At 67.9% G+C, this 19290-nt stretch carries 19 protein-coding genes; 7 read left to right on the top strand and 12 right to left on the bottom strand.

Translation table 11 applies throughout. The features are described 5' to 3' along the window. Entirely contained in the window at positions 1 to 441 is a 441-nt protein-coding gene (locus ACXDF8_RS20075) for a pyridoxamine 5'-phosphate oxidase family protein (protein ID WP_457225037.1), read from the top strand. 18 nt (positions 442 to 459) lie between these two features. Here the strand turns inward: ACXDF8_RS20075 and eutC are convergent, their stop codons facing one another. Together eutC and ACXDF8_RS20065 are read right to left on the bottom strand one after the other, a co-directional pair. After that, a complete protein-coding gene (eutC, locus tag ACXDF8_RS20070) occupies positions 460 to 1230 on the bottom strand; it encodes an ethanolamine ammonia-lyase subunit EutC (protein WP_457225036.1) in 771 nt (256 codons plus the stop codon). Next, positions 1227 to 2642 carry an ethanolamine ammonia-lyase subunit EutB gene (locus ACXDF8_RS20065; RefSeq protein WP_457225035.1) on the bottom strand — a complete coding sequence of 472 codons (1416 nt, stop codon included), beginning with the start codon at positions 2640 to 2642 and terminating at the stop codon, positions 1227 to 1229. Before ACXDF8_RS20065 ends, eutC begins: the two co-directional genes overlap by 4 nt. A 289-nt stretch (positions 2643 to 2931) precedes the next feature. Between ACXDF8_RS20065 and ACXDF8_RS20060 the strand changes: the two genes are divergently transcribed. After that, the gene (locus ACXDF8_RS20060) at positions 2932 to 3735 is read left to right on the top strand and encodes a SigB/SigF/SigG family RNA polymerase sigma factor (RefSeq protein WP_457225034.1); all 804 of its coding nucleotides are present in this window, start codon (positions 2932 to 2934) and stop codon (positions 3733 to 3735) included. Positions 3736 to 3902: 167 nt separating this feature from the next. On the opposite strand, the gene ACXDF8_RS20055 is transcribed toward ACXDF8_RS20060, so the two are convergent. Further along, the gene (locus ACXDF8_RS20055; RefSeq protein WP_457225033.1) at positions 3903 to 4109 is read right to left on the bottom strand and encodes a hypothetical protein; all 207 of its coding nucleotides are present in this window, start codon (positions 4107 to 4109) and stop codon (positions 3903 to 3905) included. Between the two features lie 141 nt (positions 4110 to 4250). On the opposite strand from ACXDF8_RS20055, the gene ACXDF8_RS20050 reads away from it, so the two are divergent. Continuing rightward, on the top strand, positions 4251 to 5411 hold the full coding sequence (locus tag ACXDF8_RS20050; protein WP_457225032.1) for a serine/threonine-protein kinase: 1161 nt from the start codon (positions 4251 to 4253) through the stop codon (positions 5409 to 5411). A gap of 131 nt (positions 5412 to 5542) precedes the next feature. Here the strand turns inward: ACXDF8_RS20050 and ACXDF8_RS20045 are convergent, their stop codons facing one another. Continuing rightward, on the bottom strand, positions 5543 to 5944 hold the full coding sequence (locus tag ACXDF8_RS20045) for an STAS domain-containing protein (protein ID WP_457225031.1): 402 nt from the start codon (positions 5942 to 5944) through the stop codon (positions 5543 to 5545). Between the two features lie 223 nt (positions 5945 to 6167). Between ACXDF8_RS20045 and ACXDF8_RS20040 the strand changes: the two genes are divergently transcribed. After that, complete coding sequence (locus tag ACXDF8_RS20040; protein WP_457225030.1) at positions 6168 to 6473, top strand: hypothetical protein; 306 nt, start codon at positions 6168 to 6170, stop codon at positions 6471 to 6473. Here ACXDF8_RS20040 and bluB read toward each other — a convergent pair. After that, on the bottom strand, positions 6470 to 7114 hold the full coding sequence (gene bluB / locus ACXDF8_RS20035; RefSeq protein WP_457225029.1) for a 5,6-dimethylbenzimidazole synthase: 645 nt from the start codon (positions 7112 to 7114) through the stop codon (positions 6470 to 6472). The genes ACXDF8_RS20040 and bluB overlap by 4 nt on opposite strands. A gap of 125 nt (positions 7115 to 7239) precedes the next feature. Between bluB and ACXDF8_RS20030 the strand changes: the two genes are divergently transcribed. Continuing rightward, complete coding sequence (locus ACXDF8_RS20030; RefSeq protein WP_457225028.1) at positions 7240 to 8184, top strand: alpha/beta fold hydrolase; 945 nt, start codon at positions 7240 to 7242, stop codon at positions 8182 to 8184. On the opposite strand, the gene ACXDF8_RS20025 is transcribed toward ACXDF8_RS20030, so the two are convergent. The 3 genes from ACXDF8_RS20025 to ACXDF8_RS20015 are packed head-to-tail and all read right to left on the bottom strand — an operon-like array spanning position 8174 to position 11871. Next, positions 8174 to 9511 (bottom strand): flavin monoamine oxidase family protein, encoded by a 1338-nt coding sequence (locus ACXDF8_RS20025; protein ID WP_457225027.1) that lies wholly within the window; start codon positions 9509 to 9511, stop codon positions 8174 to 8176. The two genes, ACXDF8_RS20030 and ACXDF8_RS20025, sit on opposite strands and share 11 nt — an antisense overlap. 51 nt (positions 9512 to 9562) lie before the next feature. Further along, on the bottom strand, positions 9563 to 10675 hold the full coding sequence (locus ACXDF8_RS20020; protein ID WP_457225026.1) for an Rv3169 family protein: 1113 nt from the start codon (positions 10673 to 10675) through the stop codon (positions 9563 to 9565). Between the two features lie 5 nt (positions 10676 to 10680). Continuing rightward, the gene (locus tag ACXDF8_RS20015; RefSeq protein ID WP_457225025.1) at positions 10681 to 11871 is read right to left on the bottom strand and encodes a phosphotransferase family protein; all 1191 of its coding nucleotides are present in this window, start codon (positions 11869 to 11871) and stop codon (positions 10681 to 10683) included. A 40-nt stretch (positions 11872 to 11911) separates the two neighbouring features. Here ACXDF8_RS20015 and ACXDF8_RS20010 point away from each other — a divergent pair, with 40 nt between their 5' ends. Then, positions 11912 to 12514, top strand: coding sequence for a TetR/AcrR family transcriptional regulator C-terminal ligand-binding domain-containing protein (locus ACXDF8_RS20010; protein ID WP_457225024.1), 603 nt, complete (start codon positions 11912 to 11914; stop codon positions 12512 to 12514). A gap of 27 nt (positions 12515 to 12541) precedes the next feature. Beyond that, positions 12542 to 13429 carry an SDR family NAD(P)-dependent oxidoreductase gene (locus ACXDF8_RS20005; protein ID WP_457225023.1) on the top strand — a complete coding sequence of 296 codons (888 nt, stop codon included), beginning with the start codon at positions 12542 to 12544 and terminating at the stop codon, positions 13427 to 13429. A 29-nt stretch (positions 13430 to 13458) separates the two neighbouring features. Here the strand turns inward: ACXDF8_RS20005 and ACXDF8_RS20000 are convergent, their stop codons facing one another. From ACXDF8_RS20000 to nuoL, 4 genes are read right to left on the bottom strand one after another with little or no spacing between them, the layout of a single operon-like run. Then, positions 13459 to 14226 carry an enoyl-CoA hydratase gene (locus tag ACXDF8_RS20000; protein ID WP_457225022.1) on the bottom strand — a complete coding sequence of 256 codons (768 nt, stop codon included), beginning with the start codon at positions 14224 to 14226 and terminating at the stop codon, positions 13459 to 13461. After that, the gene (nuoN, locus tag ACXDF8_RS19995) at positions 14226 to 15791 is read right to left on the bottom strand and encodes an NADH-quinone oxidoreductase subunit NuoN (RefSeq protein WP_457225021.1); all 1566 of its coding nucleotides are present in this window, start codon (positions 15789 to 15791) and stop codon (positions 14226 to 14228) included. The genes ACXDF8_RS20000 and nuoN overlap by 1 nt, the downstream gene beginning before the upstream one ends. After that, positions 15788 to 17383 (bottom strand): NADH-quinone oxidoreductase subunit M, encoded by a 1596-nt coding sequence (locus ACXDF8_RS19990; protein ID WP_457225020.1) that lies wholly within the window; start codon positions 17381 to 17383, stop codon positions 15788 to 15790. The genes nuoN and ACXDF8_RS19990 overlap by 4 nt, the downstream gene beginning before the upstream one ends. Before the next feature lie 5 nt (positions 17384 to 17388). Then, entirely contained in the window at positions 17389 to 19281 is a 1893-nt protein-coding gene (gene nuoL, locus ACXDF8_RS19985) for an NADH-quinone oxidoreductase subunit L (protein ID WP_457225019.1), read from the bottom strand. Between the last annotated feature and the right edge of the window lie 9 nt (positions 19282 to 19290).

Below are 19290 nucleotides of genomic sequence, written 5' to 3'. Positions count from 1 at the left end.
ATGCCGGCAAAGCTCAGTGACGAACAAATCGAGGCGTTTCTCGATAGCCGCCCGGGATGGGCGATGTTGACCACCATCGACGAGGACGGGTTTCCGCACACCGTGCCCCTGGGTTACTTTCGCCTAGGCACCGACATCGTCATGGGTGTGCGGGACCGGACACGCAAAGTGGCGAACATCGAAAGCAATCCCAAGGTGAGCATCATGCTCGAAGACGGCTCCACGATGGCCGATATTCGGGGCGTGATGTTCCAAGGTCTGGCCCGCATCGTTCGGGAACCAGGTGAAGCACTCGAGCTCGCGCGGCGGGGCGCCAAGGCCCGCGGCGTGCCAGAGGCCGAATGGCCCACCGCACCCAGACCAGGTGCCGCCTACATCTACATGACCCCGGTGCGAACCCGGTCTTGGGACTATGGAAACTCGACGACGGGTAACGCCTAGCCGGGGGAGGAACCCGAGCTACCCCAGCTCCCCGGGTCCCGGACCCTCAACGGCCACCCCACGCGAGGTGTCCTTGAGCTCCACCCCAGATCGCCCGAGCCGACGCGCCCCGGCGACCAGACCCGCGGCGATCCGCGCGGCTTCGCGGTACCCCAGACCGTCGGGGGGATGGATGTTCGAGACGCAGTTGCGTTCGGCGTCAGTGCATCCGGGCCGCGGCCGGTGGGTGAGGTAGATACCCAGGCTGTCGGCGACGCTGAGCCCTGGCCGCTCGCCGATGAGCACCACCAGCGTGGTGTACTGCCCGCGCGCGCCGATGTGGTCGCCGAGGGCCACCCGCGCCTGGGTCGCGATCACCGGCGGCGCCAGCGTGTAGCCAGAACCCAATTCGGTGACCAGAGCTTCCAGCAGCGCCGCCCCGTGATGCATCAGCGCGCTGGGTGAGAGCCCGTCGGCGAGCACGAATCCGATGTCCGCCGGCACGACAGGAACCGACGACAGATCCGCGGGCAACCGGCCGAGATCAGGGCGGCGCAGGTACTCACCCCGCGACGACGCTTGACTGGTAACCAGAGCGGGCTCACCGATGCCGATATCGCCGATCGCGGCGGCCACGCGTTCGGTGTCCAGCGGGATGTGCACCGCGTCGCGCGCGGCCGCGTGTGCCGCGGCGAACTGGAGCACTTCGCGTGTCGGCAAGGCATTCCCGGCGCGTCCCAACCCAATCCGGGCCTGCGTGCTCTGCCGCAGCGTGTCCCAGAACTGTTGGCGCGCAACATTGTCCGTCATCGGCTCTCCGCCGACGTCAGCTCTCGCAGTGGTGAACTCGTCACGTCGAACGGCTTCGGGCGGCCCCGTTCGTCGACCATGCCGACGGTGCGCAGCCAGTCCTCGAACTCCGAAGCGGGCCGCAGGCCCAGAGTCTGCCGCGTCAGCAGCACGTCGTGAAACGACAAACTCTGATAGCCCAGCATCACGTCGTCGGCGCCCGGGACGGTGATGACGAAGGCGACGCCGGCCGCGGCCAGCAGGGTCAACAGGTTGTCCATGTCGTTCTGGTCGGCTTCGGCATGGTTGGTGTAGCAGACGTCGACACCCATCGGCAGCCCGAGCAGCTTGCCGCAGAAGTGATCCTCCAGACCCGCTCGGATGATCTGCCGCCCGTCGTACAGGTACTCCGGGCCGATGAAGCCCACCACCGTATTGACCAGCAGCGGCTGGAGATCGCGCGCGACGGCGTAGGCGCGCACCTCCAAGGTCTGTTGATCCACCGGCTTTCCGCCGGTGCCCAGATGGGCACCGGAGCTCAAGGCCGACCCCTGTCCGGTCTCGAGATACATCACGTTGTCCCCGACGGTTCCCCGCTGCAGTGAGCGGGCGGCGGCATTACCCTCGCGCAGCAGCTCGATGTTCACTCCGAAGGCGGCGTTGGCCCCCTCGGTTCCGGCGATCGATTGGAAGACGAGGTCGACGGGAGCGCCCTCGTCGATCAGCCCGATGGTCGTGGTGATGTGCGACAGCACGCAGGATTGGGTGGGAATGTCGAACCTGTCCCGGATCGAGTCGAGCAGCCGCAGCAGGTCGGAGGTGGCGTGCGGCGAGTCGGTCGCCGGGTTGATCCCGATGACGGCGTCACCGCATCCCATCAGGAGTCCGTCGAGCACGGCGGCGGCGACCCCGCGCGGATCGTCGGTGGGATGGTTCGGCTGCAGGCGGGTGGCCATCGTGCCCCGCGCGCCGACGGTTGTGCGGAACGCTGCGGTGACCTCCATCGCCGACGCCACGGCAATGAGGTCCTGGTTGCGCATGATCTTGCTGACCGCGGCCGCCATCTCCGGGGTGACACCCGCTCCAATGGCGGTGAGCCGCGACGCGCTGTCAGCTTCAGAGGAGTTCTCCAGCAGCCAGTCGCGAAATCCGCCGACCGTGAGGTGTGAGATGGCAGAAAAGGCGTTTCGGTCGTGGCTGTCGATGATCAACCGGGTGACTTCGTCGGTCTCGTAGGGGACCACAGCCTCGCGCAGGAAGATGTCCAGGGGTAGATCGGCCAGCACCCAGGCTGCGGCCGCCCGTTCCGCGTCGGACTCGGCCGCGCAGCCCGCCAGCTGATCGCCCGACCGCAGTGGGGTCGCCTTCGCCATCACATCGACCAGGCCGTCGAACGTAAAGGTGACGCCGGACAGTTGTTGACGGTAGATCATCTCGATCCTCAGGGCAGTGCGAGAGCCGCCGTGGATCTCTTAAAGGTTGGTTGGTCGACCTTTAGAGTGTCGGTCATGTCCCGCCTGTTGTCCAGTCGAAAGGGTGTGCGCGCCGCTGCCTCGTGCAGCGGTAGGGGCACTCGTCTGTCACGGTGCCGGATCGCCGCCGGGAGGCGCCCGGCCTGGTGAACTTTTGGCCTGGTAGATGGCTGGGTAATACTCCAATCGCAGGTTCAGATCACGAGCCGGTGACGACTTACCGCTTACCGATGATCGTGAGGATCTGCCGATGCCCGAACGCCACGCTCCCAAGTCAGATTATTCCGACGTGACGGAGATGTTCCGGCGCCTCAAGCAACTCGACGAGGGGTCACCGGCATTCCGTCGACTCCGTGACGCCATCATCGAGCGCAGCCTGCCCCTCGCCCACCACATCGCGCGCCGTTACCGGGGTCGCGGCGAACCGTTCGACGACCTGGTGCAGGCCGCCCGGGTGGGCCTGCTCAACTCCGTGAATCGCTTCGACGTCGACTCCGGTGCTGCGTTCGTGTCGTTCGCGGTACCGACGATGATGGGCGAAGTCCGCCGCCACTTCCGCGACTACGGCTGGGCGGTCAAGGTTCCCCGCGGGATCAAAGAGCTTCAGCCGCAAATGATCAGGGCCCGAGCCGAGCTGACGCAACGGCTGAATCGAGCGCCCACCGCTACCGAGATCGCCAACCATCTCGGCATCGACCGAGACGTCGTCGTCCAGGCGACCATCGGTGGCGGCAACTACGCCACCGTGCCCAGCGATGCGCCCATGGGCGCCGGCGACCAGACCAGAACCATCGCCGACACCTTCGGTGACATCGACCCGCACCTGGACAGGGTGCTCAACATCGAGACGGTGCGGCCCTTGATCGCCGCTCTACCCGAGCGGCAGCGTGTTGTGCTGGCCCTGCGGTTCTTCGACAACCTCACCCAGACTCAGATCGCGGAGCGAGTCGGCTGCTCGCAGATGCACGTCTCGCGCTTGCTCGCCAAGGCGCTCGACAGCGTGCGCAACCAAGCGCTGCCGGCCGATCTGGCGGCGACGGCCAGTCCGCGCTAGTCCGCGCTAGTCCGGGGCCCACCCACTCGGTGAGCTCGCCGAACGGCTTGTCCGCCACCTCAAGACCCCTCGAACGGGGTCCGACTGCATTAGGGTTCGGGCCAGTTAGACCGACTAGACGGGGGTCATGACAGGCGCAGTTCCGTGGTACGTCCACGAGTAGTCGACTACGCCGTCGACCATCGCGCCTCCCGCGGGGGCGCGCTCAACACCATCCCGGGTCTGGGTGAGTCGAACCCGAATGGATACGGATCGCCGGTGTCGAGCCGCACCACGGCGTGCCCCTCCGCCTCGAACCGCGTGGCATGCTCCCCGATCGGGCCCGGCATCTCGTGCGAGAGGCTGGACAACCTGCTCGACTGCGCGAACTTCATACCGTTCCTTTCGCCGCAGAGAGCATGGCAGGAACTAAGCGTTGTGATGACCGGCTCGGCATGGGAGCGGTGACTCCACAATCGTCTGACTATTCGACCCGTCCGGGTTTGCGCCGCTGCGGTTCGGGCTACGGACACCAGATGATCGGCCGCGAATTGGTCCTGGGTCGCTATGCGCTCTTCGGGGTTCTCGGCCGCGGCGGCATGGCAGAAGTCCGCGACGGCTGGGACACCCGGCTGACCAGGCAGGTTGCTGTCAAGCTGCTCCATCCGGCGCTGAGCTGCGAAGCTCACTTCCGGCGTCGCTTCGAAGACGAGGCCCGCTCGGCGGCCAGCCTGTCCCATCCCAATATCGTCGCCGTCTACGACTTCGGCGAGCACCGGGGCAACCCGTTCATCGTGCTCGAGCGTCTACCGGGGCGCACGCTGGCAGACCTGATCGGCGCCGGTCCCATGCCGGTCCAGCATGTCCGGTCCATGCTCGACGACGTCCTCGCCGGGTTGGGCGCGGCGCACAACGCCGGGATGCTGCACCGCGACGTCAAACCGGGCAACATCCTGGTCTCCGCGACGGGCGACGCCATGAAGGTCGCCGATTTCGGCATTGCTAAGACTGTCGGCACCGCGCACACGACGACCGGGCAGATCGTCGGCACGATGAGCTACCTGAGCCCGCAACGGCTCGCCGGCGAGCCGGCGTCGGTGGGTGACGATCTCTATGCGGTGGGTCTGATGGCGTACGAGGCGCTAGTGGGCCGGCCGGCGTTCCGGCACGACGATGCCGCGGCTATGGCCGGCGCGATCATGAACACCACGCTGCCGCCCGTCGCCGCGGTCCGCTCCGACGTCGACCCGATTCTTGCCGCCGTCGTCGATCGAGCAATGACTCGAAACCCGTTGCAGCGCTTTGCCAGTGCCGATCAGATGCGGGCGGCCCTGGCCGGTGATCGGCAGGCGTTAATCGGTCCGGCTGCCGTGTCGCGGCCGCCGACCAAGGTGCTGGAACATCCCGTCGCGTCAGCCCCGTACGTGGTGCCGCCGCCGCGCCGGCACCGGCGGCCCACCGCACGCAGGGCGGTGTTCGGGGCCCTGGCGTTGGTGGCTCTGGTCGTCTCCGTGCTGGCGCTGGCCAGCGATCCGCCGGCGTCGGCGCCTGCGCAGGAACCGGTCGTCGCCAGCACGGCGGAGTCATCGCCGACGGTGGTACCGCCGGCTCCCGTGCCGAGTTCCGAGCCGGTTCAGGCGGACACGCCGCCCGGCCCGGGTCACGGGCCGGGTAAGGGGCCTAAGAAGCACCCGTGATCTGGCGGTCGGAGAACACCGGGTTCTCTACGGGTGCCGAGGACTGCTCGTTTTCGGTCACGACAGGCTCGGGCTGGACGGGGTGCGAGAAAAGCTGATCCATGACAGATCCCTTCGGTGGAAGTGGGTGTTCAGGCGGCTTCGGCGGTGGTCGAGAGCGGGAGCCGGTCAAGCGGATCGCAGATCTCCACAACCCGGGAAACGCAGTCGGACGGGTGCACCGTCCAGGCGACCTCTGCCATGTGGCATCGGTCGTCGATGTGGCAGAGCGCGGAAAAGGCCGCGCAGTCAAAGAAACTGACCTGGCTCAGATCGAGGGTGAGTTGACGGCAGTTGCCCGCGCGCCGGAAGACGTAGTCACTGAACCGGTGAGCGGTCGACATGTCGATATGGCCCACCGCGGTGATCCGCACGTCGGTGCTGTTACACCATTCGGTGAAGAGCTGCAGGCGATTTGCGCTCTGGTCAGTGCTGTCGAGGTTGCGGGGACCGGCTCGGCCGGTCACCGGCGTACTCGGGTTGGAACAAGTCATGGCGATGACTCCGATGAGGTTTAGGAGGAAATACACACGCTGTGTGGGACGCGCCCGAGAGGCTCGCATAGCGGGTGCAGAGCACACCGCACGCCTGCGACGAATACCGCGGCTGGAAAGTCAACCTGTGCCAAGCCTACACGTGTTCGGGCCGGACCGAACATCGATGCACTCGGGGCAGCTGGGATGAGTTTTTTTGCGGCGCGGAGGGTACAGCAATGGCATGGCACTGAAGAAGATCTCTCTCACCTCAGGTTTCCTCGCCGGTGCTGCGGCCACGGCTGTCGCATTCGCACCGCTGGCAACAGCAGAGCCGGCACCGCCCGGTTGCGTCAACCCCGACGGCAGCCCGTGCCCGGTGGCCACCGCCGGTCCCGACGGCGCGGCCGGCGTCATCCCCGGCGGCCCCGCCGGCAGTGCAGGTCCCGGCGGCGCCAGCGGCGTCATCCCGAACGGCCCGAGCGGATCGGCAGGTCCGGGTGGCGCCAGTGGTTGCATCCCCTACGTGGGTTGCGCGAACGTCGGCTAATCCCAACAGTTTTCGCTGACGAACTCGTTCAGCGGCCGTCCGAACGTCCACTCGTCGATCTCCAGCGCGGGTCGGTCGGGGAAGTCGGGCACCGGACCGAGGCACAGAATGGCCACCGGTTCGGCGCCCGTCGGCATGCCCAGCAATTCACCCAGCCGGCGCGGATCGAAGATCGACACCCAGCCCATGCCGAGACCTTCGGCGCGTGCCGCCAGCCACAGATTCTGAATGGCGCACGACACCGAGGCCAGGTCCATGTGCGGCATGGTGCGCCGACCGAAGATATGGGCGTCGCGGCCGTCGCCGAGGGCCACCACCAGCAATTCGGCGCAGTCCCGGACGCCTTCGACCTTCAACGCCAGGAACTCGTCACCCCGATCGCCCAGCGCGTCCGCGGTGCGCCGGCGTTCCTCGTCGACCAGGGCGTGGATGGCCCCCCTCAGATTTTCGTCGGTGATGCGGATGAACCGCCACGGCTGCATCAGCCCCACGCTGGGCGCGGCGTGGGCCGCGGCCAGCAATCGCGCCAGAACCGGCTCAGACAGCGGCTGTCCGGGGACGAACCGGCGCATATCCCGGCGTTCGTTGATCACCCGATATACCGCGCGGCGCTCCGGCGCGGAGAACGCGTGCTCGGTCACCGGGCCATCCTAGAGAGGGTCCCGGTGCGGTAACGACCCGTGCCGTCCTCCAGTCGAATCCCCAGGTGCGGGTTAATCTGAAACTCCGGTGCGGCAGGGTCGCCACACTGAGCGAGGAGTGGGCCATGTCAGCGTCCAGGACGGCCGTCATCAGCGGTCCCAAGCTGCCCCGGAGCCGGATGGTCGATGTTCGCGCCGCCGACGGCACCCGCCTGCACGCCGAGGTCTTCGGCCCGGACGACGGCTATCCCATCGTGCTGGCCCACGGCATCACCTGTGCCCTGCGGGTCTGGCACGAGCAGATCAACGATCTCTCCCGCGACTATCGGGTCATCGCCTACGACCACCGCGGCCACGGCCGCTCCGGCTTGCCGCCCCGCTCCGGTTACAGCCTCGGCCACCTGGCCGGCGACCTCGACGCGGTGCTGTCGGCCACGCTGCGCCCCGGGGAGCGGGCCGTCATCGCCGGTCATTCGATGGGCGGCATCGCTATCAGCTCGTGGTCGGATCGCTATCGCCACCGCGTCGAACGTCGCGCGGACGCCGTCGCTCTGATCAACACGACCACCGGTGACCTGCTCGAGGAGATCAACCTGCTGCGGGTGCCGCGCCTGCTGGCCGGCGGCCGGTCACTGGCTGCGCGCCGGATGATCCAGACCTTCGGCGGGGCCCCGCTGATCCGCGGCGCCCAGCCCGGCAGCCGCCGGTTCGTGGCGATGATGGCCGTCGGCGCGCAGGCCGATCCGTCGGTGGCCGACTTCGTCCACGACCTGTTCGCCGCCACCCCCGCCGCCGGGCGCGGCGCATGGGCGCGGGTGCTCGTCGAGCAGATGGGGAAGAAGCACATCGACCTCAGCGGTTTGACGGTGCCGACCCTGGTCATCGGCAGTACCCAGGACCGGCTGCTGCCGATGTGTCAGGCCCGCAAGATCGCCGCGGCCGCCCCCAACCTGGTCGAGCTGGTCGAGATGCCCGGCGGTCACTGCGCGATCCTGGAACACCCCGAAGCGGTCAACGGGCACCTGCGGGCGCTCGTGGAGACGGTGAGCGCCCAGCGCATCAGCTCCTGAGCGTGGCGGCGACCTCTGCGGCCACCCGCAGCCCGGAGCGGACCGCCCCGTCCAGGAAGCCCGTCCATTCGTCGGCGGTCTCGGTGCCGGCCCAGTGCAGCGGCCCGACCGGCCTGCGCAGCAGCGGACCGAACTCGGTCCACATGCCCGGTGGTACCGCTGCCGTGGGGCCGCCGGGCGCGAATGTCTCTGCGCCCCAGCACTGGTCGAGGTAGTCGATCGGGCTCTCGGCGTCCGGGCCGAACAATGCGGTGAAGCCGTCGATCGCATGCCGGCGGCGCTGCTCGGGATCCAGCGCATCGAAGCCGCGGGAGTCGACGAACCCGAGCAGGATCCCGGGACCGTCGTCGCCGGGGCTGATGTCGAAGGTGATGAAGACCGGACCCTGATCGGACAACGACTGCCCGGACAGCCCGCGCTCGCGCCAGAACGGCCGGGGATAGGCGGCATAGGCCTTGCTCAGCGCGCCCTGCGGCCACCGCTGGGCGAGTTGCTGGTAACCGATCGGCGGTGGCGGGGCGATGTCGATGCCCAGCCGGTGGGCCGGGGGGATCGCCAGCACGGCGCGGCGGGCCTCCACCACCGGCGTCGACGAGGCGACGGCGACCGCGTCCTCGGACCATTCGATCCGGGACACCACGGCGCCCAGGCGCACCCGGTCGCCGAGCTCGGCGGCCATCGTCTCGGCGATCTGCTGGGTGCCGCCGGGGAAGTGGTCCTGCTGAGCGCCACCGACGACGTCGAGCAGGCGGTCCAGCCCACCCGCAGCCTTGATGTAGCGCACCACGTGCAGCATCGAGAGCTCGTCGGGTTCGGCGCCCCAGGTCACCCTGGCCATGATCGCCAGCAGATCGTGGGATGCCCGGCTGGCACCGACCGAGTGCAGCCACTGCGCCAGCGTCACCGCGTCGAGCTTCTTCGCCTTCGGCGACGCCCAGGGCCGGCGGATGTCGACGTCTCGGCCGAGCCGTTCGACCTGCCACTGAATGCGGCCGATGTCGAGCAGGGTGAGCAGCGACAGCCGCGGGATGGTGCCGCGGTAGGAGCGGACCTTGCCCCGCCAGCGGATCAGGTTGGCGCCCTGGTGGTAGGTCGGTGTGGTGGCGCAGCCGAGTTCGGCGGCCAGCGTGAGCACCGCGTCCTGGGTCGGGCCGACGAAGGTGCCGCCGAGATCGACGGGCACACCGGCCAGTGTCGCGGTGTCCGAACGTCCGCCGACGCGGTCGCGGCCCTCCAGCACCACGGTGTGGAAGCCGCTTCTGGTCAGTTCACGGGCGGCGGTCAGGCCCGCGAAGCCCGCGCCGATCACCACTACGTCGTAACCCATGGGTCCATAGTCCCCGACCTCGGTGCACGAACGGGCGGGTATCGGGGGCAATCAGGGTGCGACCGTCAGCCAATCGGTGAAGCCCGACGGGTCGTGCCGCCCCAGCGCGCCGTGTTCGAACAAGCCCCACCCCTCGGCTGAGGACCCGCCGTCGTGGCAGACCGCCCGCCCGACGTGGTCGATCACCCCGAACGCCGCGCGGCCGATAATCGCCGGATCGTTCATGTCGTACGTGAGCCGTTCGGTGAACCTATCGCCCTTCCACATCCCATGGATCCAGTCCGAGTCACCGCCGTAACCGCCGCCGACGTGGATGGGCACCGGAAGTTTGGACTCCACGTCGAAACGCAGTGCCGCGCCGGCGGAATCGGTGGCCTCGATGGTGGCGCCGGTGGGGATGCGGGTGCCCGAGCGGTAGTGGATCTTGACCCGCGGCCAGCCCAGCTGCTCGACGCGGCCGTCGCGCCAGATCCGCGTGCAGTCGTTGAGCGAGCGGAAACCGTCGGGCGCCTCCTGGATGATGAGGACGATCGCGAAGTCCTCGAACGCCATCGGGACGTACAGCCACCACATGCCCTCGAATGGTGGGTCGGCCGGCCGCCCGGCGGGTTCGGCCTCACCGATCGGGCGGATGCCCCAGGACCGGTCGCGGCTGCCGATCCACACCGACGGGTCGACGGCGATCTCTCGCCCGTCGATGACGAGATGACCTTCCCATGAACCCAATTGGGCGAACCGCTGGGCGTCCAAGGTGACCCGGTTGCCCTGCCGCATGATGTGTGGCTGCTCCTGGACCACCGGGAACAATCCGCGCCAGGTGAGATCGACTGCCATTCCTTCGGTTTCGTCCATCACGATCCGCACGGTCTGCAGCGGATCGACGACCTCGACGCGATAGGCGCCGACGTGCTGGTTGAGCCGGTCCTGGTCGATCGAGTCGGACAGGTGCACCGCAGTCTGCGAGTCGCCCTGGCGCACCAGCACGTACGCGTCCTTCACCCCGAGATTCGGGTAGTACCCGATACCGGTGATCAGGAAGATGTCACCGGTGCGGTCGTGGGCGTTGAAATAGCTGCGGTCGTAGAAGTTCCGGTCCGAGGAGCTCGGCGAGGCGATCGGTAGCGGCGCCTGGTGGACGGGGTATTCGTCGAGCGGTCCGAGCATGGGCCTCAGGCCTCCTTGTTTCCCCGGGGCGCTGCGCTCCTGCCCGCCGGATCCTCAATCAACCGGCGCAGCAGCCCGGCGTGGTAGAACATCGACTCGACGTCCTCTGGCTTCTCGATCTCACCGAAGTGCACCCGTCGCGCGCCGGTGCGCATGAACACACAGCACCAGATCACCCCGGAGTACACGTAGAACCAGGTCAGGTCACCGAGCTCGACGCCGGTCAGCTTCTGGTAGGTGTCGCGCACGTCCTGCTCGCGCATCACCTCCGGCAGGCCCGGCATGCCGGCTAAGCCCGCGAGTTCCTGGAAAACCATGTGCGCGAAGATGATCCATGCGACGTCCAGCTCCCGCGGGCCCAGCGTCGCCATCTCCCAATCCAGCACGGCGACGGGGCGGAAGTCCTCGTAGAGCACATTGCCGACGCGCGAGTCGCCCCACGCCAGCACCGGCTCGCCGGCCGCGACGTCGGCCGGGAAGTTTTCCTCCAGCCAGCCCAGTGCGTTCTCGACCAGCGGTGAGCGCCCGATGTCGGGCACCGCGAACTCGTACCAGCCCTTGAGCCAATTCAGTTGCCGGCGCAACGGGGTATCGCCGGCCGGCTGGGCCTGGGCGAGGAAGTCGAATGTGTCGGCCGCGTCGGGGATCGAGTGCAGCTTGGCCAGGATCTCGATCGTCGCGTCCTGCAGGGCGCGCTGCTGCTCGGGCGTCGCGTCGGCGAACCAGTTCCCGCCGAACGTATACGGCATCACGTCGGGCGGCACGACGCCCTCGACGTGATCCATCAGGAAGAACGGGCTGCCGAGGACGTCGCCGGCGGCGTCGATCCACCGCACCTTCGGCACCGGAACGTCGGTCAGTTCCTCCACCAACCGGATGACGTCGAACTGGTGGTCCATCCGGTAGGTGATGAATACCGGAACGTCCTGCTGGGTGGGGGCCACCCGGGCGACCCATTTCTGCTCGACGGGTGTGCCGTCTCGCTCCCAGCGGCCGGTGAGGATGATGGTCTCCGAGGACATGCCGTTGGAGTCGATGCCGCTTTCGACGGTCACCTCGGGCGTGACGCCGTCGGGCATCACCGTGGACAGCCATTTCGACAGCACGCCTGGAATGGTGCTCACGTCACGGCCGGAGCGCTGTAGCCGGTCGACGTCGACGTCGACGTCGACGTCGACGTTCGGTTGGTTGGTCACCTTTGTCCTCCAACCCTATTACGATACGGTGGGTAGCGTTATGAAAGCAGACCCATCATCGGTTGACAAGGCCGGGACCGCCGGGCGTCCCCGCGATCCGCGTATCGACGCTGCCATACTGCTCGCTACTGCGGAGCTGCTTGTCGAAATCGGTTATCCCAATCTGACTTTGGCGGCCGTCGCCGAACGCGCCGGCACGACCAAGACCGCGCTGTACCGGCGCTGGTCGAGCAAGGCCGAGTTAGTGCACGAGGCGGCCTTCCCGGTCACGCCCACCGCGCTGCTCGCCCCGGCGGGTGACATCGCCGCCGACGTACGCGCCATGCTGGCCTCCACCCGCGACGTGTTCACCAGCCCGGTGGTGCGGGCGGCCCTGCCCGGGCTGATCGCCGACATGGGCGCCGACCCCGCGCTCAACGCGCGCGTGCTGGCCAGGTTCACCGGGCTGTTCGCCACGGTGCGCGATCGTCTGGTCGAGGCGGTGCACTGTCGCGAGGTGCATCCCGACGTCAACCCCGACCGCCTCATCGAACTGATCGGTGGTGTGACGATGATGCGGTTGTTGCTGTACCCCGAGGACGCCGTGGACGACAGCTGGGTCGACCAGACGACGGCCATCCTGGTACACGGTGTGGCCCTGTGACCTTGCGATGACACGGAGGATGACGCGATGACAGCACGACTGGCAGGCCGCACCGCCATCGTCACCGGCGCCAGCCGCGGGCTTGGCCGGGCGACGGCCCTGGCGCTGGCGGCCGAGGGCGCCGCGGTGGCGGTGGTGGCGCGCACCGAGCAGCAGTGGGACGAGCGGCTGCCCGGCACCATCGGCGAGACCGTCGCGGCCATCGAATCGGCCGGCGGCCGCGCCGTCGCCATCCAGGCCGACCTGCTCGACCGCGACGACCTCCCGCGGTTGGTCGACCAGGCACGCGAAGCGCTCGGGCCCATCACCATCCTGGTCAACAACGCCGCCTTCACCGCGCCCGGGCGACCGCCGAGGCTGGGCGCGCCGCCGAAGAAGGTGGCCCCGGTGAACAAATCGAGCACTGGCAACACCGATTGGCCGGGCTTTCTCACCATTCCGGTGGGTGCCTACCGCAGGCACTTCGAGATCGGGGTGTTCGCCCCGTATGAGCTGATGCAGCTGGTCTGCCCGGACATGGTCGAGGCCGGCGTCGGTTCGGTCGTCAACGTGACATCGGTAGCCTCGCGGGTGCCCGGCGACGGGCCGTACCGAAACTTCGACGGCGGCGTACTGCCGGGTTACGGCGGATCCAAGGCGGCGCTGGAACACCTGACCTCGTGCGCCGCCTTCGATCTGCAACGGCACAACATCGCCGTCAACGCACTCGCGCCGTCGCGCCCGATTCAGACCCCGGGACTGTCGTACTACCGCAGCGAATTCGCCAGCGTTTCAACCGAAGACGAGTTCGCCCGCGCAGTCGTGGAGCTCACTTTGGTGGACGCCGCTGAGGTCACCGGCCGCACCGTCGGCCACCTCGAAGTGCTCGACGGCAGCTTCGCCCCGTTCACCGACACCGCATCGGCGCTGGGGTAGCTCATCGGTGACGGGCCGCTGCTATCGGCCTAACTCGGACCGATCTGCTGCCTGTTGCGGTCGGCGACTTCACGCTGGCGCGCGGCCAGACCGCCCAGATCCACGGAGGCCGTCGCGGCCACCGTGCGTTCAGCTGCCAGCGCAGGATCGGTGACGGCCGCGCTTCCGCTGCGGTAGATCTCTGTCAGCCCGGCCATGGTCACGGCCGGCACCTCCGCGATCTGGCTGGCGAGTTCCAGTGCGCGCGGTAGAAGGTGTTCGTGGGCAACGACTTCGGTGACCAACCCGATCTGCTCGGCGCGCGCGGCGTCGACCACCTCGCCGGTCATCGACAGCCGTCGTGCCATCGCCGATCCCACCACCTGCGGCAGCCGAGCGGTCATACCGCCGCCGGGCAGGATGCCGACCCGGGCATGGGTGTCGGCGAAATACGCCCGTTGTGAGGCGATCATGAAGTCACACGCCAGCGCGATCTCCAAACCGCCGGTGAACGTCGCGCCGTTGATCGCGGCGATCACCGGCTTGCGCAGGCCGGCGATCGCGTCCATGCAGTTCATCTTGTCGAACCGGGCGAAGTAATCGCGGCCCAGATTCTGCGCCTGCTTGAGGTCGACGCCGGCGCAGAACGCCGGGTCGGTACCGGTGAGCACCACGGCACGGACTGCGTCGTCGGCGTCTGCCGCGCCCAGTGCGGCGTAAAGTGCCTCGAACAGCTCGGTGCTCAACGCGTTTCGCACCGCGGGCCGGTTCATCGTCAAGACCCGGACCATGCCGTGGTCGTCGCTGAGAAGGATCATCAAGTCAGGAATCTAGCCGCACTGTCGGCGAGGTCGAGCAGCGGCTGGGGCAATGCACCCAAGGCGAAGGTGATCGCCGCGGTCAGCGTGATGGTCGCGACGCTCAGCGCACTGGGCGTGACGACCTCGGGGGCGTCCTCGGGCGGCTCGGTGAAGAACATCAACACGATGACCCGCACGTAGAAGTAGGCGGCCACGGCCGAGGCCATCACACCAACGATGACCAGTGGGATCGCCCCGCCTTGGCCGGCGGCCTTGAACACCGCGAACTTGCTGACGAACCCACTGGTGAGCGGGATGCCGGCGAAGGCCAGCAGGAACAGCGAGAACACCACCCCCACCAGGGGATAACGCCGGCCCAGGCCTGCCCAGCGCGCCATGTCCGTCTCTTCGGCGCCGGCCGCGTCGCGGACCACACTCACCACCGCGAAGGCACCCAGGGTGGAGAAGGCGTAGGCGAACAGGTAGAACAGCGTCCCCGACAGGCCGGCCGGATTGGCGGCGATCACGCCGACCAGAATGAAGCCGGCATGCGCCACAGCCGAATACGCGAGCATTCGTTTCACATCGGTCTGCGTCACCGCGGTCACGGTGCCAACCACCATGGTCAGGATCGCCACCACCCACAGTGCGGGTCGCCAGTCATGGGCCAGGCCGGCAACGGCGACGTAGAAGATGCGCAGCATCGCACCGAAGGCGGCGACCTTGGTGGCGGCGGCCATGAACGCCGTGATCGGGGTGGGGGCACCCTGGTAGACATCGGGTATCCAGGAATGGAACGGCACGGCACCGACTTTGAACAACACACCGACGGTGAGCAGGGCGGCGCCGACCAGTGCCAGGGTGGTGTCGTCGGTTTCGGTGCGGGTGGCGGCGGCGATGCCGGTCAGGCTCAGGGTGCCGGCGAAGCCGTAGAGCAGGGCGATGCCGTAGAGGAAGAACGCCGACGAGAAGGAACCCAGCAGAAAGTATTTCAGGGCAGCTTCCTGGGACAACAGCCGGCGGCGCCGGGCCAGGCCGCACATCAGGTACAGCGGCAGCGAGAACACCTCAAGCGCGATGAACATGGTCAGCAGATCACCGGCAGCCGGGAACAACATCATGCCGCCGACGGCGAACATCGTCAGTGGGAAGACCTCGGTCTGCACCAGCGCGGCCTTGGTGGCGATCTTCTCGGCCACGCTGCCCGGGACCGTCGAAGCGTCGGCGGTGAAGGCGTCCAGAGCGACTGCGCTGTCGTCATATTCGACGGGGGCGCGTCGTTCGGCGATCAACAGCACCCCGAGCACACCGATGAGCAGGATGGTGCCCTGCAGGAACAGCGCGGGCCGGTCGAGGACGACGGCACCGGACACCGCGGACTGGCCCAGCCCGCCGCGCAGGTCACGGGCCAGTAGGACGACCGCCACGAACGCGGCCACCAGTCCGGTGAGGCTCAGCGCGACCTGGGTGGGGTAGCGGCTCTTACGTGGCAGGAACGCCTCGGCGACCACCCCGGCGACGGCGGTGCCGAGCACGATCAGCATTGGCGAGAGCTGGGTGTATTCGATGCTCGGCGGGGTCATGGGTGGGCTCCCTCTGCGAGCGTGGGCGCCGGGTCGGGCTCATGGATCGAGGTCAGGGTGGCGGTGACCGCCGGGTTGATGACGTCGAGTGCGATCTTGGGATAGATGCCGAGCCCGATCAGCAGGGCGATGAGCGGCGCCACCACCAGCAGTTCGCGCTTGCCGAGGTCGCGGACCTGCTCGTTGCCGTCGGTCACCGGGCCGGTCATCATCCGCTGGTAGAGCCACAGCACGTAGACCGCCGAGAGCACCAGCGCGGTCGAGGCGATGACGGCGAACACCGGGTAGCGGGTGAATGTGCCGATAAGGACCAGGAACTCACTGATGAACGGCGCCAGGCCGGGGAGCGACAGGGTGGCCAGGCCGGCTACCAGGAAGGTGCCGGCGAGCACGGGCGCGACCTTTTGAACTCCGCCGTAGGCAGCGATGGCGCGGGTGCCGCGGCGGCTGACCAGGAACCCGGCGATCAGGAACAGTGCGGCGGTGGAGATCCCGTGGTTGACCATGTAGAGGGTGGAGCCGGCCTGGCCTTGGCTGGTCATCGCGAAGATGCCCAGGATGATGAACCCGAAGTGGCTGATCGAGGTGTAGGCGATGAGCCGCATGACGTCGGTCTGCCCGATGGCCAGGACGGCGCCGTAGACGATGCCCACGACCGCCAGCGCGATGACGATCGGCCGGAACAGGGTGGCCGAGTCGGGGAACAACGGCAGGCAGTACCGCAGCATGCCGAAGGTTCCGACCTTGTCCATCACCGCCATCATCAGCACCGCCGACGCCGGCGTGGCCTGGACGGCGGCGTCGGGCAGCCATCGGTGGAACGGCCACAGCGGAGCCTTCACCGCGAACGCGAACATGAAGCCACCGAAGAGTGCGTTGGCGATGCCGGGCTGAATGGTGAACGACCCGTCGGCCACTGCGGCGGCGATCGCGCGGAAGTCGAACGTGCCCGCGTCGAAAACCGTGCTGGCGGCGGTCACCACATAGAGCCCGATGACGGCGGCCAGCATGATCAGCCCACCGAACAGGTTGTACAGCAGGAACTTCACCGCAGCCGCCGGAGCCGCGGAGCCGGCGACATTCGACTGGGCCCGGTTTCCTCCCCCGAATCCGCCGATGAGGAAGTACATCGGGATCAACATGGCTTCGAAGAAGACGTAAAACAGCAAGATGTCCAGCGCCACCAGCGACATGAGCACCATGCCCTCGACAGCCAGCATCAGGGCGATGTAGCTGTGCGGTCCGCGGCCGGACAACCCCGGCCGCTCGTCGGCGTCGTGCCAGCCGGCGATCAGCAGCAGCGGCACCAGCACCGCGGTGAGTACCACCAGTGCCAGCGCGATCCCGTCCACGCCGAGCACGTAGCCCGTCCCGAACGACGGTATCCACGGGTGGTTTTCGACGAACTGGAACTGTGCACCGCCTGGGTCGAACCTCGCCGCAAGCAACACAGCTACGACGAGCACCGCCAGCGAGACGGCCAGGCCGGCGTATTTGGCGAACTGGCGCAGCGAGGCGGGCAGCACGATGATCAGGGCGGCCCCCGCGACGGGGATCGCCCACAGGACGGTCAGCAACGGCACGGTTGTCATGGCAGTCACTGCCACGCCGTGAACAGGACGACGGCGATCACCAGCGCCGTACCGGCCAGCATGGACAGGGCATAGGAGCGGGCGAAACCGGTCTGCAGTTGAGCCAACCGCTGCGATCCCCGGCCGACGGCGCGCGCCAGGCCCTGGGTGACCCCCTCGATCGCCTTCTCATCCACGATGACAAGGCCTTTGGTGAACTCCTGACCGCCGCGCATGAACACGGCCTCGTTGACGGCGTCGCCGTAGAGGTCGCGGCGGGCCGCCACGGTGAGCGCGGAGACGTCTCGCGGGGCTTCGCTGGCCACGTTGTGGTTGGCGTATTGGCGGTAGGCCACCGCGACACCGATGGCGACGACGCCCAGCGCGGTGGTCGTCATCATCCAGGCGGGCACGACGTGTTCGGACTCGTGGCTGCCGACCACGGGCTCGAGCCAGCGTGCCAGGGTGTGACCGATCGTGAGCAGGGCGCCGGCGCCGACGGAACCCAGCGCCAGGACGATCATGGGCGCGGTCATGGACGCCGGTGATTCGTGCGGGTAGGTTTCGGTGGCCTTCTCGGTCCAGCGAGCCCGGCCGAAGAAGGTGAGCAGCATGACGCGGGTCATGTAGAAGGCGGTGATACCCGCCCCCAGCAGGGCCGCGCCGCCAAGCACCCAACCCCTCAAACCTCCCGAATTGAAGGCGGTTTCGATGATGGCGTCCTTGGAGAAGAACCCGGCGAACGGCGGCACACCGATGATCGCGAGGTACCCCAGCCCGAAGGTCACGAACGTGATGGGCAGGACCTTGCGCAGCTCGCCGTAGCGGCGCATGTCGGTCTCGTCGCCCATGGCGTGCATCACCGAGCCTGCACCGAGGAATAGCCCGGCCTTGAAGAAGCCGTGGGTGAGCAGGTGCAGGATGGCCACCGCGTAGCCGGCCGGGCCCAGGCCGGCGGCGAGCACCATGTAGCCGATCTGGGACATCGTCGAGGCGGCGAGGGCCTTCTTGATGTCGTCCTTGGCGCAGCCGATGATCGCTCCGAACAACAGCGTGACCGCTCCTACGGTCACCACGGCGGCCTGCGCGGCCGGCGCCGCGGTGAACACCGGCCCGGACCGCACGATCAGGTACACCCCGGCGGTGACCATGGTGGCCGCGTGGATCAGGGCCGAGACCGGGGTGGGGCCCTCCATGGCGTCACCGAGCCAGGACTGCAGCGGCACTTGGGCGCTCTTGCCGCATGCGCCGAGCAGCAGCAGCAATCCGACCGCGGTCAACACCCCGTCGCCCATGGCGGGGACGGCGGCGAAGACGGTGCTGAACGTGACCGATCCGACGGTGGCGAACAGCACCATCAGGGCGATCGCCAGCCCCATGTCGCCGACCCGGTTGACCACGAACGCCTTCTTGGCCGCGGTTGCCGCCGACGGCTTGTGCGACCAGAACCCGATCAACAAATAGGACGCCAGACCGACGCCCTCCCAACCCGTGTACAGGCCGAGGTAGTTGTCGGCGAGAACGAGCAGCAGCATGGCGGCGACGAACAGGTTGAGATAGGCGAAAAACCTACGGCGGCCGGGGTCATGGGCCATGTAGCCGATGGAGTAGATGTGGATCAGCGCACCCACTCCGGTGATGAGGAGCACGAAACACACCGACAGCGCGTCGAGTTGCAGGCCGAAGTCCACCTTGAGCACCCCGACCGGTACCCAGGAGAACAACACCTCGTGCACGGCTCGCCGCTCGGCGGGCAGCCCGAGCAGATGGGTGAACAGCACCGCACCACAGGTGAAGGCGCCGAGGACGGCGGCGCAGGCCAGCAGGTGGCCCCACGCGTCGGTGGCTTTCCCGCCCAACAGGAGCACCACCGCACCGGCCAGCGGCAGGGCCACGGTCAGAAAGAGAAGTGTCTGCATCCCGGTGCC

It is taken from the genome of Mycolicibacterium sp. CBM1, from assembly GCF_054073305.1.
The sequence above is the reverse complement of the archived record's forward strand: the minus strand, read 5'-3'. Positions and strand labels throughout refer to the sequence as shown.

Bases quoted from the DNA above. Each gene is read 5' to 3' on its own strand.
- ACXDF8_RS20075 (WP_457225037.1), top strand. From the start codon at position 1: ATGCCGGCAAAGCTCAGTGACGAACAAATCGAGGCGTTTCTCGATAGC.
- eutC (WP_457225036.1), bottom strand. From the start codon at position 1,230: ATGACGGACAATGTTGCGCGCCAACAGTTCTGGGACACGCTGCGGCAG.
- ACXDF8_RS20065 (WP_457225035.1), bottom strand. From the start codon at position 2,642: ATGATCTACCGTCAACAACTGTCCGGCGTCACCTTTACGTTCGACGGC.
- ACXDF8_RS20060 (WP_457225034.1), top strand. From the start codon at position 2,932: ATGCCCGAACGCCACGCTCCCAAGTCAGATTATTCCGACGTGACGGAG.
- ACXDF8_RS20055 (WP_457225033.1), bottom strand. From the start codon at position 4,109: ATGAAGTTCGCGCAGTCGAGCAGGTTGTCCAGCCTCTCGCACGAGATG.
- ACXDF8_RS20050 (WP_457225032.1), top strand. From the start codon at position 4,251: ATGATCGGCCGCGAATTGGTCCTGGGTCGCTATGCGCTCTTCGGGGTT.
- ACXDF8_RS20045 (WP_457225031.1), bottom strand. From the start codon at position 5,944: ATGACTTGTTCCAACCCGAGTACGCCGGTGACCGGCCGAGCCGGTCCC.
- ACXDF8_RS20040 (WP_457225030.1), top strand. From the start codon at position 6,168: ATGGCACTGAAGAAGATCTCTCTCACCTCAGGTTTCCTCGCCGGTGCT.
- ACXDF8_RS20030 (WP_457225028.1), top strand. From the start codon at position 7,240: ATGTCAGCGTCCAGGACGGCCGTCATCAGCGGTCCCAAGCTGCCCCGG.
- ACXDF8_RS20025 (WP_457225027.1), bottom strand. From the start codon at position 9,511: ATGGGTTACGACGTAGTGGTGATCGGCGCGGGCTTCGCGGGCCTGACC.
- ACXDF8_RS20020 (WP_457225026.1), bottom strand. From the start codon at position 10,675: ATGCTCGGACCGCTCGACGAATACCCCGTCCACCAGGCGCCGCTACCG.
- ACXDF8_RS20010 (WP_457225024.1), top strand. From the start codon at position 11,912: ATGAAAGCAGACCCATCATCGGTTGACAAGGCCGGGACCGCCGGGCGT.
- ACXDF8_RS20005 (WP_457225023.1), top strand. From the start codon at position 12,542: ATGACAGCACGACTGGCAGGCCGCACCGCCATCGTCACCGGCGCCAGC.
- ACXDF8_RS20000 (WP_457225022.1), bottom strand. From the start codon at position 14,226: ATGATCCTTCTCAGCGACGACCACGGCATGGTCCGGGTCTTGACGATG.
- nuoN (WP_457225021.1), bottom strand. From the start codon at position 15,791: ATGACCCCGCCGAGCATCGAATACACCCAGCTCTCGCCAATGCTGATC.
- ACXDF8_RS19990 (WP_457225020.1), bottom strand. From the start codon at position 17,383: ATGACAACCGTGCCGTTGCTGACCGTCCTGTGGGCGATCCCCGTCGCG.
- nuoL (WP_457225019.1), bottom strand. From the start codon at position 19,281: ATGCAGACACTTCTCTTTCTGACCGTGGCCCTGCCGCTGGCCGGTGCG.